Consider the following 15,379-nt stretch of genomic DNA (forward strand, 5'->3'; position numbering starts at 1 on the left):
GGGCGCGCCGGGTTATATAGTTGACGCATATAAACAACCGATATCCGTCACGTACCCGCGCACTCTGACAAGGAACCCGTTTGGCCCGCACCGGCATCTTCACCAAGGATCACCCGCACTACCGCTGGGTGGCGCTCTCCAACACCACCCTCGGCATGCTCATGGCGACGATCAACTCGTCGATCGTCATCATCTCGCTGCCCGCCATCTTCACCGGGGTGAAGCTCAACCCGCTCGAGCCGGGCAACGTGTCCTACCTGCTCTGGATGCTGATGGGCTACATGCTCGTCACCGCCGTGCTCGTCGTCATGTTCGGGCGCATGGGGGACCAGTTCGGACGCGTCCGCATCTACAACCTCGGGTTCGTGATCTTCACGCTGGCCGCCATCGCGCTGTGCCTCGACCCGTTCACCGGCGGCCCCGGCGCGATGTGGCTGATCGTCTGGCGGTTCGTCCAGGGTGTCGGCGGCGCCATGCTGTTCGCCAACTCGACCGCGATCCTCACCGACGCGTTCCCGGCGAACAAGCGCGGGTTCGCGCTCGGCCTCAACCAGGTCGCCGCGATCGCCGGAAGCTTCATCGGCCTCATCCTCGGCGGCGTGCTCGCCGAGGTGGACTGGCGCGCGGTGTTCTTCGTGTCCGTCCCGTTCGGCGTGATCGGCACCATCTGGTCGATCAAGTCGCTGCACGAGGTCGGCCAGAAGAACCCCGGCCGCATCGACTGGCTCGGCAACGCCACCTTCGGCATCGGCCTGATCGCGCTGCTGACCGGCATCACCTACGGCATCCAGCCCTACGGCGACTCCACCCAGGGCTGGGGCAACCCGTGGGTCCTCGGTGCGATCATCGGCGGCATCCTGCTGCTCGTCGCGTTCGTCTTCGTCGAGCTGAAGGTGCCGTCGCCCATGTTCGACATGCGGCTGTTCCGCATCCGGGCCTTCTCCTCCGGGATCTTCGCGGGGTTCCTCGCGGCGATCGGCCGCGGCGGCCTGCAGTTCATGCTCATCATCTGGCTGCAGGGCATCTGGCTGCCGCTGCACGGCTACAGCTACGAGTCGACGCCGCTCTGGGCGGGCATCTACATGCTCCCGATCACGATCGGCTTCTTGGTCGCCGGGCCGATCTCCGGCGCGCTCTCCGACCGGTTCGGCTCTCGCGCGTTCGCGACGGTCGGTCTGCTCCTGGTGGCGGCCACCTTCGTCGGCCTGCTGCTCATCCCGGTCAACTTCGAGTACTGGCAGTTCGCGCTGCTCACGGGCCTCAACGGCATCGGGTCCGGACTGTTCTCCTCGCCCAACCGCACGGCGATCATGAACAGCGTCCCGGCGAACGAACGCGGGGCCGCCTCGGGGATGGCCGGCGTCGCCCTCAACGCCGGAAGCTCGCTGTCGATCGGCATCTTCTTCTCGCTGATGATCGCGGGCCTGTCCGTGGCTCTGCCGTCGGCGCTCACCAACGGGCTGACCTCGCACGGCGTCCCGGCGAATGTGGCCGCACAGGTGGGGAACACCCCGCCGGTCGGGTCGCTGTTCGCGGCGTTCCTCGGCTACAACCCCATCCAGAGCCTGCTCGGCCCGACCGGGATCCTGTCCTCGCCGCACGTCGACGGGGCCACCCTGACCGGCAAGGAGTTCTTCCCGCAGCTGATCTCGAACCCCTTCCACGACGGACTGGTGGTCGTCTTCATCGCCGCCGCCGTCATGAGCGTCATCGGAGCCGTAGCCTCCTTCCTCGGCGGAGCGAAGTATGTTCATGGGGAGACCGCCGTACCAGAGCGAGCGGTCACCGAGGAAGGCGAGGAAGTCGGTGCCCACCGCGCATGAAGCTGACGAGCGGCCGACGGCCGGCCAGGACGACGATGTCCCCGGCCGTCTGGCCCTGGCCGTCGGGCGGCTGAACCGTCGCATCCGCTCCTCTACGGGCGGGCTGAGCCACGGTCAGCTGTCCGCCCTGTCGACGATCGTCCGGCGCGGGCCGCTGCGGCCGAGCGAGCTCGCCGCGATCGAGGTGGCCGCGGCGCCCACGATCACGCGGGTCGTCGCCGAGCTGGAGGCGCGCGGCCTCGTCGAGCGCACGCCCGATCCCGAGGACCGCCGCTCCCTGTTCGTCTCCGGCACCGACGCGGGCACCGAGCTGCTGCTCGAGGCCCGCTCCGACAGGGCACGCGCCGCCGCCGGCATCCTCGCCGACCTCACCCCCGAGCAGCTGGACGCCGTCCGCCGGGCCCTACCCGCTCTGGAGCAGGCCGCCCAGGTCACCCCACCCCCTCCGGCCCCCACCTCCTGACCCGGCGAGTTGCACGTCGTGGCGGAAATCCGGCCGGAATAGCCGCCACGACGTGCAACTCGTCGGAGGGGTGGAGAAGCGTCAGGGGCGAGGGCGCCGCGGCGGGCGCGCGGGGATCACAGGGTGGGCGCCGGTGTAGCCCTGGCGCTCGGCAGCGATCGCGAGGATGCGGCCCCGCTGCGCGTACCAGCCGACGACGAGCAGCGGGATGATGACGACCAGCGAGGCGACCGTCCAGGTCCCGGTCGGGTAGTCGAACGCCATCAGCACGACGACGCCCGCCAGGAACGCCAGCGTCAGCCAGGCCGTGAACGGTGCGCCGAACAGGCGGAAGGACGGTCGCTCCAGCTTGCCCTGCAGCGCCCAGCGCCGCAGCTGCATCTGGCACAGCACGATCATCGCCCAGCTGGTGACGATGCCCAGCGACGCGACGTTCAGCACGATGTTGAACGCCTCCTCCGGCACCACCAGATTGAGGAACACGCCGAGTACGCCGATCGCCGCGGTCAGCAGGATGCCGCCGTACGGCACTCCGCGCGCGTTCATCCGGGCGGTGAACCGGGGGCTCGCGCCGGTCTGGGCCATCGAGTGCAGGATGCGCCCGGTCGAGTACATCCCGGCGTTCAGGCTCGACAGGGCGGCGGTCAGCACGACGAAGTTCATGATCGACCCGACGACGGCGCTCAGCTGCGGACCGCCGAGGTGGCTGAAGAAGGTGACGAACGGGCTCTCGCTCCCGCTGTAGGCGCTCGCCGGGAGCAGCAGCGCGAGCAGCAGGACCGAGCCGCAGTAGAAGACCGCGATGCGGAACACGACGCTGTTGATCGCGCGCGGCATGATCTTCTCCGGGTTCGCGGTCTCGCCCGCGGCGATGCCGACCAGCTCGATCCCGGCGTAGGCGAAGACGACGCCCTGCACCAGCACGATCGCCATGGCGATGGTCGCGACGCCGTTGGGCAGCAGGCCGCCGTTCTGCGCGAGCATCGCGAATCCGGTCGGGCCGAGGTCGGTCGGCCAGCCCGCGGAGAGGACGACGATCCCGACCACGAGGAACGCCACGAGCGCGCCGACCTTGATCAGGGCGAACCAGAACTCCATCTCGCCGAACACCTTCACCGAGATGAGGTTCAGGCTGACCACCACGACCAGGGCGATGAGCGCGAGCAGCCACTGCGGGACCGCGGAGAACAGGCTCCAGTACTTCACGTAGAGGGCGACGGCGGTGGAGTCGACGATGGCGGTCATGGCCCAGTTGAGGAAGTACATCCACCCGGCGACGTACGCCATCTTCTCGCCGTAGAACTCGCGCGCGTACGACACGAACGAGCCGGAGGACGGCCGGTGCAGCACGAGCTCGCCGAGCGCCCGCAGCACCAGGAACGCGAAGAACCCGCACACCGCGTAGACGAGCACGAGCAGCGGTCCGCCGTCGTGCAGGCGGCCGCCCGCGCCGAGGAAGAGGCCGGTGCCGATGGCGCCGCCGATGGCGATCATCTGCAGCTGCCGCGATGAGAGCGACTTGTGGTAGCCCTCCTGCTCGCTCGCGAAGTCCTGCACCGCCTGGCTGACGTCGCCGAGGTGCTCGCGCCGGTTCTCGAGGTCCTCAGCCGGGTCGTGCGGTGTGGTCATGGATCGCCTCCCTCTGGTCCAGCGATCCACAGTACCCGGACGGCCGACGCCGCCCGTCAGCTCAGCGCGAGCAGCGCGGCGGCCACGATCGCCAGCACGAGCCCGACCCACTGCACCGGCGCCACCCGCTCACGCAGCACGATCGCGGCGAGCAGGATGGTGCCGGCCGGGTAGAGCGCGGTCAGCACGGACACCGTGGCGAGGTCGCCGAGCCGCAGCGCGATCAGGATGAGCAGGTTGGCTGTCGCGTCGAGGGCGCCGCCGCCCGCCGCGATGCCCGCGCCGCGCGGCTCCAGCCGCATCCCGCCGCGCAGCTGCTCCGGCAGGCCCACGGGCGGGAGATCGCCCACGGCCACCGGCACCGAACGGCGTGCGCGGGCGACCACGACGCCGACGACGGTCCACATCACCGCCGCGTTCGCCACGCGGTTCGCGATCAGGGGGACGACGCCCGAGTCGTCCGGGGTCTGGTCGATCAGGATGAGGAAGACGCCGATCATGGCGCCGGCGGCCACGGCCATCCCGAGCGCGCGAGGCCGTGGACGCACGGCGCCCTTCTCCGGCACGAAGCCGACCAGCACCACCGCGACCAGCGCGAGGCCGATGGCGACGTATCCCACCGGCTCGAAGCGGTCGCCGCCGAGCAGCCCCCACGTCAGCGGCACGAGCGCCGACACCAGTGCGGTCAGTGGCGACAGGATGCTCATGGGCCCGATCGCCAGGCAGGCGTACAGCAGTGCGACGGCGACGGTTCCGACCAGGCCGGACAGCGCTCCCCAGCCGAGGGCGGCGGCCGACCACGCGCCGCCGACCACGGGAAGGGCGAGTAGCAGCAGGACGAGACCCGCGACCGCCCCGACGGCGGTCGTGCGCAGCGGGCCGATGCGCCGCGCCGCGACCCCGCCGAGGAAGTCGGCCGAACCGTAGACGAAGGCGCCGAGCAGCCCGAGGGCCGCGGCCGGCATCAGCCGACGGCCAGACGGTACGTGTGCAGCACGGCGCCCGACGCGAAGCGGTGGAGGTCGGCGAGCTCGAACACCCACTTCTCCCGGTCGTCCGGGAAGATGCGCAGGCCGCCGCCGATCATCACCGGGAAGACCAGCAAGCGCAGCTCGTCGACCAGTCCCCAGACCAGCAGCGAGCGGACGAGGGAGGCGCTCCCGGCGACCAGGATCGGGTCGCCGTCGCCCTCCTTGAGCCGAGCGAGCCCGTCGCGGACGGGCTGCTCCAGCGCCGTCGAGTTCCAGGTCAGTTCGCCGGGGCGCGAGGTGACGATGGTCTTCGGCAGGCCGTTCATGATGTCGGCGAAGACGCCCTCGCGCGGCGGCCAGGCGGCCGCGAACTGCTCGTAGGTACGCCGTCCGAGCAGCAGGGAGCCGGCCTCCTGCACCTCACGGAGCTTGAACTCCCGAAGGTCCTCCGAGCTGAACGGGATGGTCCAGCCCGAGTGCGGGTGGGTGGGCTCGCCGCCGGGCGCCTCGACGACCCCGTCGAGGGACATGAACTCGGTCACGATGAGCCGGCGCATGTCCGCGATGCTACCCGACGGCCGCCTGTGGACGAACGGGTTCTCCACAGATCCGGCCGCTCCCGGGTGACGGTCGGAGGCCGCCGTTACGATCGAGGGATGAGCTGGAACACCGACGGCTGGGTGCCCGACGACAGGGACGCGCCTCCTCTCGACGAGGAGCCGCCGCTTCCCGAGTTCGACGACCCGTACGCCGGTGAGCCCTGGGGCGGCGCGAGTGCGTCGGGGGCCGGCGCTGCGGCCGGTGTGCGTGCGGTTCCGTCGGGCCCGCCTGTGGTGCGGGCGACGCCGCCGCGGTTCGCCTCGGCGGCCGAGGCGCTGCGCACGGTGTTCGGGTACGACGCGTTCCGCGGGCAGCAGCAGGCCATCATCGAGCGGGTGGCCGGCGGCGGCGACGCGGTCGTCCTGATGCCGACCGGCGGCGGCAAGAGCCTCTGCTACCAGATCCCGTCGCTGCTGCGGGAGGGCACGGGCGTCGTCGTCTCGCCCCTGATCGCCCTCATGCAAGATCAGGTCGACGCGCTCACCGCAGTCGGCGTCCGGGCGGCGTTCCTCAACTCGACGCAAGACGGGGCGGCGCGCGCCGCGGTCGAGCGGGCGTACCTGTCGGGCGAGCTCGACGTTCTCTACGTCGCGCCGGAGCGCCTGTCGTCGGAGGCGACCAAGCGATTCCTCGAGCGCGGCCGGGTCGCCCTGTTCGCGATCGACGAGGCGCACTGCGTCTCGCAGTGGGGCCACGACTTCCGTCCCGACTACCTCACGCTGTCCGAGCTCGCCGACCGCTGGCCCGACGTCCCGCGCATCGCGCTGACCGCCACGGCCACCGAAGCGACGCACCGCGAGCTGACCAGCCGCCTGCGGCTGGAGCAGGCGGAGCACTTCGTCTCCGACTTCGACCGCCCCAACATCCAGTACCGCATCGTGCCGAAGGTCGAGCCGCGCAAGCAGCTGCTCGACTTCATCACGACCGAGCACCCCGGCGACGCGGGCATCGTCTACGCGCTGTCGCGCAACTCGGTGGAGAAGACGGCCGAGTACCTCTCCGCGCGTGGCCTCACGGCGCTGCCGTACCACGCGGGTCTCGAGGCGTCGCAGCGCGCGGCCACCCAGTCCCGCTTCCTCCGCGAAGAGGGAGTGATCGTCGTCGCGACCATCGCCTTCGGCATGGGCATCGACAAGCCCGACGTGCGCTTCGTCGCCCACATCGACCTCCCCAAGTCGGTCGAGGGGTACTACCAGGAGACAGGCCGCGCCGGCCGCGACGGTCTGCCGTCCACCGCGTGGCTCGCCTACGGCCTGCAAGACGTCGTACAGCAGCGCCGCATGATCGACGACTCGCCCGGCGACCTCGCGCACCGGCGACGGATGACGCAGCACCTGGATGCGATGCTCGCCCTGTGCGAGACGGTGCAGTGCCGCCGCATCAACCTGCTCGGCTACTTCGGCCAGCAGTCCGGCCCGTGCGGCAACTGCGACACCTGCCTCACCCCGCCCGAGAGCTGGGACGGCACGGTTCCCGCCCAGAAGCTCCTGTCGACCGTTGTGCGTCTGCAGCGCGAGCGCAACCAGCGCTTCGGCGCGGGTCACCTGATCGACATCGTCCGCGGCAAGCGCACCCCGCGGGTCGAGCAGTACCGCCACGACCAGCTCGCGACCTGGTCGATCGGAGACGACCTCAGCGAGAGCCAATGGCGCGGCGTCGTCCGCCAGCTGATCGCCCAGGAGCTACTGAAGCCGGAGGGCGAGTACGGCGTCCTGACCATCACGCCCGAGAGCGCCGCCGTGCTCTCGGGTGACCGTCGCGTCGTCCTCCGCCGTGAGCCGGAGCGGCCCGAGCGCGCCTCCCGCGCCTCCCGCTCGGCGGTCCCCGCCGGCGTCTCCGCCGAAGACGAGCCGCTCTTCCAGGCCCTCCGCACCTGGCGGGCAGGCCAGGCACGGGAGCAGGGCGTCCCCGCCTACATCGTCTTCGGCGACGCGACCCTGCGCGCCGTCGCCTCCGCCCGTCCGGCCACCCTGGCCGACCTCGACGGCATCTCCGGCATCGGGGCCAAGAAGCGCGACGCCTACGGCGAGGCGCTCCTCTCTGTCGTGGCCACCGCCGCCGGCTGATCCTGACCGGGTCTGCGGGTAGAGGCCTCGGACGCCTCGGGTGACGGGACACCCGAGGCGACGATGGGTCACGGGTGCAGCGTGTAGTGCCTGACCGTGACGGCCTCCTCATCGGCCTCGAAGCCGGCAAGCATCCGCACGTGCCGGCGGTCGAGGTAGACGTCCTTCTTCTCGGTGAAGAACTCCTGGTCATACCAGGCGACGCCGAAGCGCACCCTCCCGCCCTCGCCGTCCCTGTTTGGGTCGACCCAGGCGAACTTCCAGTCGTACTTGCCCGGCTCGTGGGCCAGACGAAGATCGGATGCGTCGAGTGCCCTCAGGCACCTCTCGATCGCTGCATCCGTCCGAAGGGTGAAGGTCACCTCGGACTGGGCGATCTCCTGCCGACCGTCGACGCGGCTGAGCGCGTCGCCAGCGATCGAGTGAAGGCGCGGCGTTCGGGACTGGGTCATGTGTGAACCTTTCATCGTTGTGGAACGGGATGTCTACTCCCGCAACGCACACGCTAGGATGGGTCCGCATTCGGAGTCAACGATTTTAGTACGTATATCAGTATTGGAGGGTTATGAAGACGACGACCCTTGCAGCCGCTTCCGGGGTTTCAGCGCTGGGAGACACGCTCGCGGTCGTCGCTTTGATGCTCGCCCTGCAAGACCGCCCGGGTGGGAGCTTCGCCGTGTCGGCGCTCGTACTCCTCGGGTTGTTGCCGAGCGTCCTGCTCGGGCCGCTTGTCGCGCCGCTGCTGGACCGATTCGAGACGACGCGCATCCTCGCGATCACACTGGTGCTTCGTTGTCTGATCGGGGTGCTGCTCGCCTATGCCGGGGATCTGCCGTGGATGCTCGTGCTGATCGCGGCCGGTAACGTCGTCTCCGCGGTCGACTCACCCGCGATGACGCTCCTGGTGCCTGCGACGATGCGCCCTGGCGCGAATCCTGCGGTCGGGTACGCGCGCATGGACGCTGCTCGGAGCGTCGGCACCCTCGTCGGGCCGGCCATCGCGGGTCTTGCGGTCGGAGTGATCGGAACCCAGGGTGCGCTTCTCGTCGATGCAGCGACTTTCGGGGTGCTCGCGGCGGTCATCGTAGGCATGCGCGTTCGGCGGCATTCGCCGATGGAAAGATCCGCGGAGCGCCCGTCATGGTTTGCCCAGGTCGCAGCCGGCCCCGCAGCGCTGCGCCGATCGCCGACGATCGCGACGGCGGTGGTCGCGTTGGCTGCCGCGATCGTGTTCACAAGCATGATCACCGTGGCGGAGGTGGAGTATGCCCGCGACATCCTCGATGCGCCTGCGGTGGTCTACGGGGCGCTGGTGAGCGCTCAAGCCTGCGGTCGCCTTCTGTGCGCAGCGGTCGTCGCCCCGCGTATCCCGGTCTGCCTGCAGCCGTCGGCCCTCGCGGCGGGCAGTGCTCTCATGGGAGTCGCCCTGCTCGTCATGGGGCTGCTGCCGGCGACACCGGTGGCTTTCGCCGGGCTGTTCGTGGTCGGACTCGCGAACGCACTGCAGTCGATCGCGATCCGGGCGATCGTGGTCACCTCCGTCGATGAGGACCAACGCGGTCGTGCGTTCGCCGCGGTCATCGCGCTGAACAACGGCTCCACCATGCTCGGAACCGCTGCTGCGGGACCGTTGGTCGCTGTGTTCGGTGCTGCTACCGCATTGGCTGTCTCGGGCATCGGCACGCTCGTTGCCGCGATCCCTGCCGTCCGGCACGTCCGAGCGTGGCGCGGCCGGACGGACGCGACGTCAGAAGAGGCTCAGATCGACCGCTAGTGGACCCCGAGCGCTCCGCCACCCCTTCTCGCGGCCCGGAGACGGGTATACCGTGCGTCGTTCCGCCGGACGACCAGGGAATTCCTTGCGGCCTGGCGGTGTTATGACATTGAACGATTACTGCGGCGATCTCGAAGGAGGAAGTAGTAGATGGCACGAATGATCGAGGAGCTCGAGGACGAGACCGGCGCCGTCATCAAGTACAAGCGTCACGCGAACGGTCGAGGACTCGTCTCACCGACCGCGCGGGTGGCCGAGTCGGCCTACATCGAGCCGACCGCCTACGTGGAGGCCGACGCGCGCGTCGGCATGGAGGCGTACGTCGGCGCGGGCAGCTGGATCGACAAGGGCGCCACGGTGGGCGACCGCACGTTCGTGGGCGCCAACGTCCATGTGGGTGCCGGCTGCATCGTCGGCAGCGGGGTCAAGATCGGCTCCGGCGCGAAGCTCGGCGAGAACGCGATGGTCGGCAACGGCGCGCGCATCGAGCGCGACGCCAGCGTCCCGGCCGGAACGGTGATCGAGCTGAAGGGCGCGGCCGCCGCTCGCGCCGCACTCACCACGCCGCTCCGGGCCACGCGCCCGACGCAGCGCGACCTGCGCACCCCGCGCGCTCCGCGCCGCGCCGCCTGACCGCGCCCCATCCCGACCCACCCCCACCGTCGAGTCTGCAGAGACTGCACACGACGCGCCGAAAGCGCGTGCAGTCTGTGCGGACTCGACGGTGGGGGTTTTGCTTTTTTGTGTGGTTCCCACAAGTTGGGGACGACACGGGGGCGGGGGGATTTGTAGGCGGCGCACCGACGGTTTTCGCCCCGGCGGGACGCGTCGTAGCGTTGCCGCATCCGCGATTTCCGTTAGGAGAGGTCATGGTCGACACTGCCGAACGCGTCCCCAGCGCGACCCCCGCCGCACCCGCGGCACCGTCCGTTCCTGAGCCCGGCCCCGCCGGTGCGTCCCCGCGCATCGACGTCGAGGCGCTCGGCCGTCAGCTCCTCGGCGCATGGGCGGAGGCCCGCCTCGCCTCGCGCGAGCTGTCGGCGCGTCCGGAGATGCAGAAGCAGGAGGGGCTCTCGGTCGCCGACCACCGCAAGCGCGTGTTCGGACAGCTGAAGCTGCTCGTCGAGCACGGCCAGGTGCACCGGGCGTTCCCGAAGTCGCTCGGCGGCGGCGAGGACAACGGAGGCAACATCGCGGCGTTCGAGGAGCTCGTCGCGGCCGACCCCTCGCTGCAGATCAAGTCCGGCGTCCAGTGGGGTCTCTTCGGTGCGGCCGTGCTGCACCTCGGCACCGAGCAGCACCACAAGAAGTACCTCCCCGCGATCATGTCGCTGGAGGTGCCGGGCGCCTTCGCCATGACGGAGACGGGGCACGGCTCGGACGTCGCGAGCGTCGGCACGACGGCGACCTACGACCCGGAGACGCAGGAGTTCGTCATCGACACCCCCTTCCGTGGCGCGTGGAAGGACTACCTCGGCAACGCAGCGATCGACGCCACGGCGGCGGTCGTGTTCGCCCAGCTGATCACGAAGGGCGTCAACCACGGCGTGCACGCCTTCTACGTCCCGATCCGGGACGCGAACGGCGACTTCCTCCCCGGCATCGGCGGTGAGGACGACGGTCAGAAGGGCGGCCTGAACGGCATCGACAACGGCCGTCTGCACTTCACCGGCGTCCGGGTGCCGCGCACCGACCTCCTCAACCGCTACGGGGATGTGGCCGAGGACGGCACCTACACCTCGCCCATCGAGAGCCCCGGCCGCCGGTTCTTCACGATGCTCGGCACGCTCGTCCAGGGCCGCGTCTCGCTCGACGGCTCCGCGGTCATCGCCTCCAGGATCGGCCTGGCCATCGCCATCACCTACGCCGACCAGCGCCGCCAGTTCACGGCGGGGAGCCCGACGGACGAGGAGGTCATCCTCGACTACCAGCGGCACCAGCGCCGGCTGCTCCCGCGGCTCGCGACCACGTACGCGGCCGGCTTCGCGCACGAGGTCTTCCTGCGGAAGTTCGACGACGTGTTCAGCGGCAAGGCGGACACCGACGCCGACCGCCAGGACCTGGAGACGATCGCTGCGGCGCTCAAGCCGCTCAGCACCTGGCACGCGCTCGACACCCTGCAGGAGGCGCGGGAGGCGTGCGGCGGCGCGGGCTTCCTCACCGAGAACCGCATCACGTCGCTGCGCCAGGATCTGGACATCTGGGTCACCTTCGAGGGCGACAACAACGTCCTGCTGCAGCTGGTCGCGAAGCGCCTGCTGACCGACTACAGCCGCAAGTTCGCCAAGGCGGACGCCGGCGCGCTCGCCCGCTACGTCGTCACGCAGGCGGCGGGTAAGGCGTACCACGGGACAGGGCTCCGCAGCGTGGCACAGACGGTGCGCGACTTCGGGTCGACCGCCCGCTCGGTCAACTGGCTGCAGGAGCCGGCGACCCAGCGGGAGCTCCTCACCGACCGCGTCGAGACGATGATCGCGACGGCCGCAGGCAGGCTGCGCCCCGCATCCAAGCTGGGCAAGAAGGCGGCGGCCGACCTGTTCAACTCGCAGCAGAACGACCTGATCGAGGCGGCCCGCGCCCACGGCGAGCTGCTGCAGTGGGAGGCGTTCACGGATGCACTGGAGCAGGCGCCGGACGAGGGCACCAAGCAGGTGCTCACCTGGCTGCGCGACCTGTTCGGGTTCGGGCTGATCGAGAAGCACCTGGCCTGGTACCTGATGAACGGCCGGCTCTCGCCGCAGCGCGCGCAGGCCGTGAGCGCGTACATCGACCGGTTGCTGACGCGCATCCGCCCGCACGCGGTCGACCTGGTGGACGCGTTCGGCTACGGTCCGGAGCTCATCCGCGCGAAGATCGCGTCCGGCGCGGAGGCCGAGCGCCAGGCCGAGGCGCGCGACTACTACGCCGAGCGCCGCGCCGCCGGGACGCTCCCGACCCCCGAGAAATCGCACAAGTCCCGCTGACCCGCCTTAGATTTGCCCCAAATCTCGGTTATGGCCGCGTCATAACAACGATTTGGGGCAAATCTCGGCCCGCGGGGGGCTAGAGGAGGTGGAGGGCGCGGACCGCGTCGCGCTCGGCCACGAGCTCGGCGACGGAGGCGTCGATCCGGGCGCGCGAGAACGCGTCGATCGACAGCCCGGGCACGATCCGCCAGGCTCCGTCGACCGAGCGCACCGGGAACGACGAGATGAGTCCCTCCGGCACGCGGTAGGAGCCGTCGGAGACGACGCCCGCGCTGGTCCAGCGCTCGCCCGTCCCGTTCACCCAGTCGTGCACGTGGTCGATGGCGGCGCTCGCCGCGGAGGCGGCTGACGACGAGCCGCGCACGTCGATGATCTCCGCGCCGCGCTTGGCGACCCGCGGGATGTACTCGCCGGCCAGCCAGCCCTCGTCGACCAGCTCCGTGGCAGGGCGTCCGTCGACCGTCGCGTGCGAGAGGTCGGGGTACTGCGTCGCCGAGTGGTTGCCCCAGACGATGACACCGTCGACGGAGCGTACGGGAACGTGCAGGTGGCGCGCCAGCTGGGCGACGGCCCGGTTGTGGTCGAGCCGCGTCATCGCGGTAAAGCGCTCGGCCGGCACGTCCGGCGCGTGCGCGCTGGCGATGAGCGCGTTCGTGTTGGCCGGGTTGCCGACGACCAGCACGCGGACGTCGGAGGCCGCGCCCGCGTTGATCGCCTCGCCCTGCGGCCCGAAGATGGCGCCGTTCGCCTCCAGCAGGTCGGCGCGCTCCATCCCGGGTCCTCTCGGGCGGGCTCCCACCAGCAATGCGATGTTGACGCCGTCGAACGCGGCCCGCGCATCGTCGGTGACGTCCACGCCGTGGAGGAGCGGATAGGCGCCGTCCTCGAGTTCGAGCGCGGTGCCCTCCGCCGCCCGCAGGCCCGCGGGGATCTCGAGCAGGCGCAGCCGCACGGGCACGTCGCGCCCGAGCAGCTGCCCCGACGCGATCCGGAACAGCAGGGCGTAGCCGATCTGCCCTCCAGCTCCGGTCACGGTGACGGTCACGGGTGCGGTGGATGCGCTCACGAGGCGAGCCTAGACCGAGCGCAACCCCTCCGGGCAGGCCGCCCGCGGGGCGTACCGTGTGCGGCATGACGTTCGATCCGAATGCCGACATCAGCCGCGGCAAGGTCAGCCGCCGGGGCCGCACGACCGGGATCGCCGCCGGCGGCGTCGGCCTCGGCGCGGTCGCGGTCTTCCTCATCGCCCAGCTGTTCGGCGTCGACCTGTCTGGTCTCGTCGGTGGAGGCGACGCCGGCGGCACCCAGCAGATCGGCACCGGCGACCAGGCCGTCAGCTGCGAGACCGGCGCCGAGGCGAACGCGAGCATCGACTGCCGCATGCAGGGCGCCGCCGCCTCCCTCGACACCTACTGGTCCGACGAGCTGCCGCAGCTGGGCGGCTCCTACTCGTCGCCGCAGTTCGTCCTGTTCACCGATCAGACGAGCACGGGATGCGGCGGAGCGACGAGCGCGGTCGGCCCGTTCTACTGCCCGCCCGACCGGACGCTGTACGTCGACACCGGGTTCTACGACGAGCTGCGGTCGCGGTTCGGGTCGAGCGGCGGGCCGCTGGCGGAGATGTACGTGGTCGCGCACGAGTGGGGTCACCACATCCAGAACCTCGCCGGGATCATGGAGCAGCACCAGAGCCGCGAGACCGGTCCGGCCTCGGACAGCGTGCGCACCGAGCTGCAGGCAGACTGCTTCGCGGGCAGCTGGGCCGGCGCCGCGTCCACGACGACCGACGGCGAGGGGCACCGCTTCCTCGAGCCGATCACGGACGCGCAGATCGCCGACGCGCTGAGCGCGGCCGCGGCGGTCGGCGATGACCGCATCCAGAAGGCCGCGACCGGCCGGGTGAACCCGGAGGGCTGGACGCACGGCTCGTCGGACCAGCGCCAGCGCTGGTTCACCACCGGCTACCGCCAGGGCGCCGCCGCCTGCGACACGTTCTCGGTGCCCGCCGCGAGCCTGTAGCCGCGGGTTCGCGCGCATCCGTGGGACGCAACACGCCGCGAAGGCGCGGGCGAAACGGCGTGTCGCGTCCCACGCCTACGGATACCCTCGGGGGATGCGCAGCCTCTATCCCGAGATCGAGCCCCACGAGAGCGGCATGCTGGAGGTCGGAGACGGCCAGCAGCTGTACTGGGAGGTGAGCGGCAACCCGGAGGGCAAGCCGGTCGTCTTCCTGCACGGCGGCCCGGGCGGCGGCACGTCCCCGGCGCACCGCCGGTTGTTCGACCCCGAGAAGTACCGCATCGTCCTGTTCGATCAGCGGATGTGCGGCCGCAGCCTCCCGCATGCCAGCGAGCCGGAGGCCGACCTCTCGGTGAACACCACCTGGCACCTGGTGGCCGACATCGAGCGGCTGCGCGAGCACCTCGGCGTCGAGCGCTGGCAGGTGTTCGGCGGATCGTGGGGGAGCACGCTGGCCCTCGCGTATGCGCAGACGCATCCCGACCGCGTGACCGAGCTGGTGCTGCGCGGGATCTTCACCCTGCGGGCGGAGGAGCTGGACTGGTTCTACGAGGGCGGTGCGTCGGCCCTGTTCCCCGACCTGTGGGAGGGGTTCCTGGAGCCGGTGCCCGTCGAGGAGCGCGGGCACCTGATCCGCGCGTACTCGCGCCTGCTGGGCGACCCCGACCCGGCCGTGCACCTGCCGGCCGCGGTGGCGTGGTCGCGCTGGGAGTCGTCCACCATCACCCTGCTGCCGCGGCCGGAGCTGGTGGAGGCGTTCACCGAGCCGGCGCACGCCGTCGCCTTCGCGCGCATCGAGAACCACTTCTTCGTCCACGGCGGCTGGTTCGAGGACGGGCAGCTGATCCGGGACGCCCCGAAGCTGGCGGGCATCCCGACCGTGATCGTGCAGGGCCGCTACGACACCTGCACCCCGCCCATGACGGCGTGGGCGCTGCACCGGGCGCTGCCGGAGGCGGAGCTGCGCATGATCCCGGACGCCGGGCACGCGTTCGACGAGCCCGGGATCCTGGACGCGCTGGTCGAGGCGACGGACCGGTTCGCCGAGGTCTGAGGGCGGCTGACCGG

General features: G+C 70.7%; 13 protein-coding genes. 8 read left to right on the forward strand and 5 right to left on the reverse strand.

Annotated features, from left to right (window positions below; all coding sequences use genetic code 11):
- Positions 1-80 precede the first annotated feature (80 nt).
- Both P5G59_RS08010 and P5G59_RS08015 read left to right on the forward strand, forming a co-directional pair.
- On the forward strand, positions 81-1,823 hold the full coding sequence (locus tag P5G59_RS08010; protein ID WP_301217713.1) for an MFS transporter: 1,743 nt from the start codon (positions 81-83) through the stop codon (positions 1,821-1,823).
- Complete coding sequence (locus P5G59_RS08015; protein WP_301217716.1) at positions 1,807-2,286, forward strand: MarR family winged helix-turn-helix transcriptional regulator; 480 nt, start codon at positions 1,807-1,809, stop codon at positions 2,284-2,286. Before P5G59_RS08010 ends, P5G59_RS08015 begins: the two co-directional genes overlap by 17 nt.
- A gap of 81 nt (positions 2,287-2,367) precedes the next feature.
- On the opposite strand, the gene P5G59_RS08020 is transcribed toward P5G59_RS08015, so the two are convergent.
- From P5G59_RS08020 to P5G59_RS08030, 3 genes are read right to left on the reverse strand one after another with little or no spacing between them, the layout of a single operon-like run.
- Positions 2,368-3,915, reverse strand: coding sequence for an amino acid permease (locus P5G59_RS08020; RefSeq protein ID WP_301217718.1), 1,548 nt, complete (start codon positions 3,913-3,915; stop codon positions 2,368-2,370).
- Between the two features lie 56 nt (positions 3,916-3,971).
- Positions 3,972-4,880, reverse strand: a complete 909-nt coding sequence (locus P5G59_RS08025; RefSeq protein ID WP_301217720.1) for an EamA family transporter — start codon at positions 4,878-4,880, stop codon at positions 3,972-3,974.
- Positions 4,880-5,443 (reverse strand): dihydrofolate reductase family protein, encoded by a 564-nt coding sequence (locus P5G59_RS08030; RefSeq protein WP_301217722.1) that lies wholly within the window; start codon positions 5,441-5,443, stop codon positions 4,880-4,882. The genes P5G59_RS08025 and P5G59_RS08030 overlap by 1 nt, the downstream gene beginning before the upstream one ends.
- Positions 5,444-5,542: 99 nt before the next feature.
- Here P5G59_RS08030 and recQ point away from each other — a divergent pair, with 99 nt between their 5' ends.
- Complete coding sequence (gene recQ, locus P5G59_RS08035) at positions 5,543-7,552, forward strand: DNA helicase RecQ (RefSeq protein ID WP_301217724.1); 2,010 nt, start codon at positions 5,543-5,545, stop codon at positions 7,550-7,552.
- 68 nt (positions 7,553-7,620) lie between these two features.
- On the opposite strand, the gene P5G59_RS08040 is transcribed toward recQ, so the two are convergent.
- The gene (locus tag P5G59_RS08040; RefSeq protein ID WP_301217726.1) at positions 7,621-8,004 is read right to left on the reverse strand and encodes a hypothetical protein; all 384 of its coding nucleotides are present in this window, start codon (positions 8,002-8,004) and stop codon (positions 7,621-7,623) included.
- Between the two features lie 113 nt (positions 8,005-8,117).
- Here P5G59_RS08040 and P5G59_RS08045 point away from each other — a divergent pair, with 113 nt between their 5' ends.
- From P5G59_RS08045 to P5G59_RS08055, 3 genes are all read left to right on the forward strand, one after another.
- Complete coding sequence (locus P5G59_RS08045; protein WP_301217728.1) at positions 8,118-9,326, forward strand: MFS transporter; 1,209 nt, start codon at positions 8,118-8,120, stop codon at positions 9,324-9,326.
- Between the two features lie 150 nt (positions 9,327-9,476).
- Positions 9,477-9,959 (forward strand): DapH/DapD/GlmU-related protein, encoded by a 483-nt coding sequence (locus tag P5G59_RS08050; RefSeq protein ID WP_301217730.1) that lies wholly within the window; start codon positions 9,477-9,479, stop codon positions 9,957-9,959.
- Positions 9,960-10,195: 236 nt separating this feature from the next.
- Positions 10,196-12,289, forward strand: a complete 2,094-nt coding sequence (locus P5G59_RS08055) for an acyl-CoA dehydrogenase family protein (protein ID WP_301217732.1) — start codon at positions 10,196-10,198, stop codon at positions 12,287-12,289.
- A gap of 79 nt (positions 12,290-12,368) precedes the next feature.
- Here P5G59_RS08055 and P5G59_RS08060 read toward each other — a convergent pair whose 3' ends face one another.
- Positions 12,369-13,358 carry a malate dehydrogenase gene (locus tag P5G59_RS08060; RefSeq protein WP_301217734.1) on the reverse strand — a complete coding sequence of 330 codons (990 nt, stop codon included), beginning with the start codon at positions 13,356-13,358 and terminating at the stop codon, positions 12,369-12,371.
- Between the two features lie 65 nt (positions 13,359-13,423).
- Between P5G59_RS08060 and ypfJ the strand changes: the two genes are divergently transcribed.
- Together ypfJ and pip are read left to right on the forward strand one after the other, a co-directional pair.
- Positions 13,424-14,311 carry a KPN_02809 family neutral zinc metallopeptidase gene (ypfJ, locus tag P5G59_RS08065; RefSeq protein WP_301217736.1) on the forward strand — a complete coding sequence of 296 codons (888 nt, stop codon included), beginning with the start codon at positions 13,424-13,426 and terminating at the stop codon, positions 14,309-14,311.
- A gap of 94 nt (positions 14,312-14,405) precedes the next feature.
- Entirely contained in the window at positions 14,406-15,365 is a 960-nt protein-coding gene (gene pip / locus P5G59_RS08070; RefSeq protein WP_301217738.1) for a prolyl aminopeptidase, read from the forward strand.
- The last annotated feature ends 14 nt before the right edge of the window (positions 15,366-15,379 follow it).

This window comes from Leifsonia virtsii (assembly GCF_030433675.1).
GTDB lineage: Bacteria > Actinomycetota > Actinomycetes > Actinomycetales > Microbacteriaceae > Leifsonia > Leifsonia virtsii.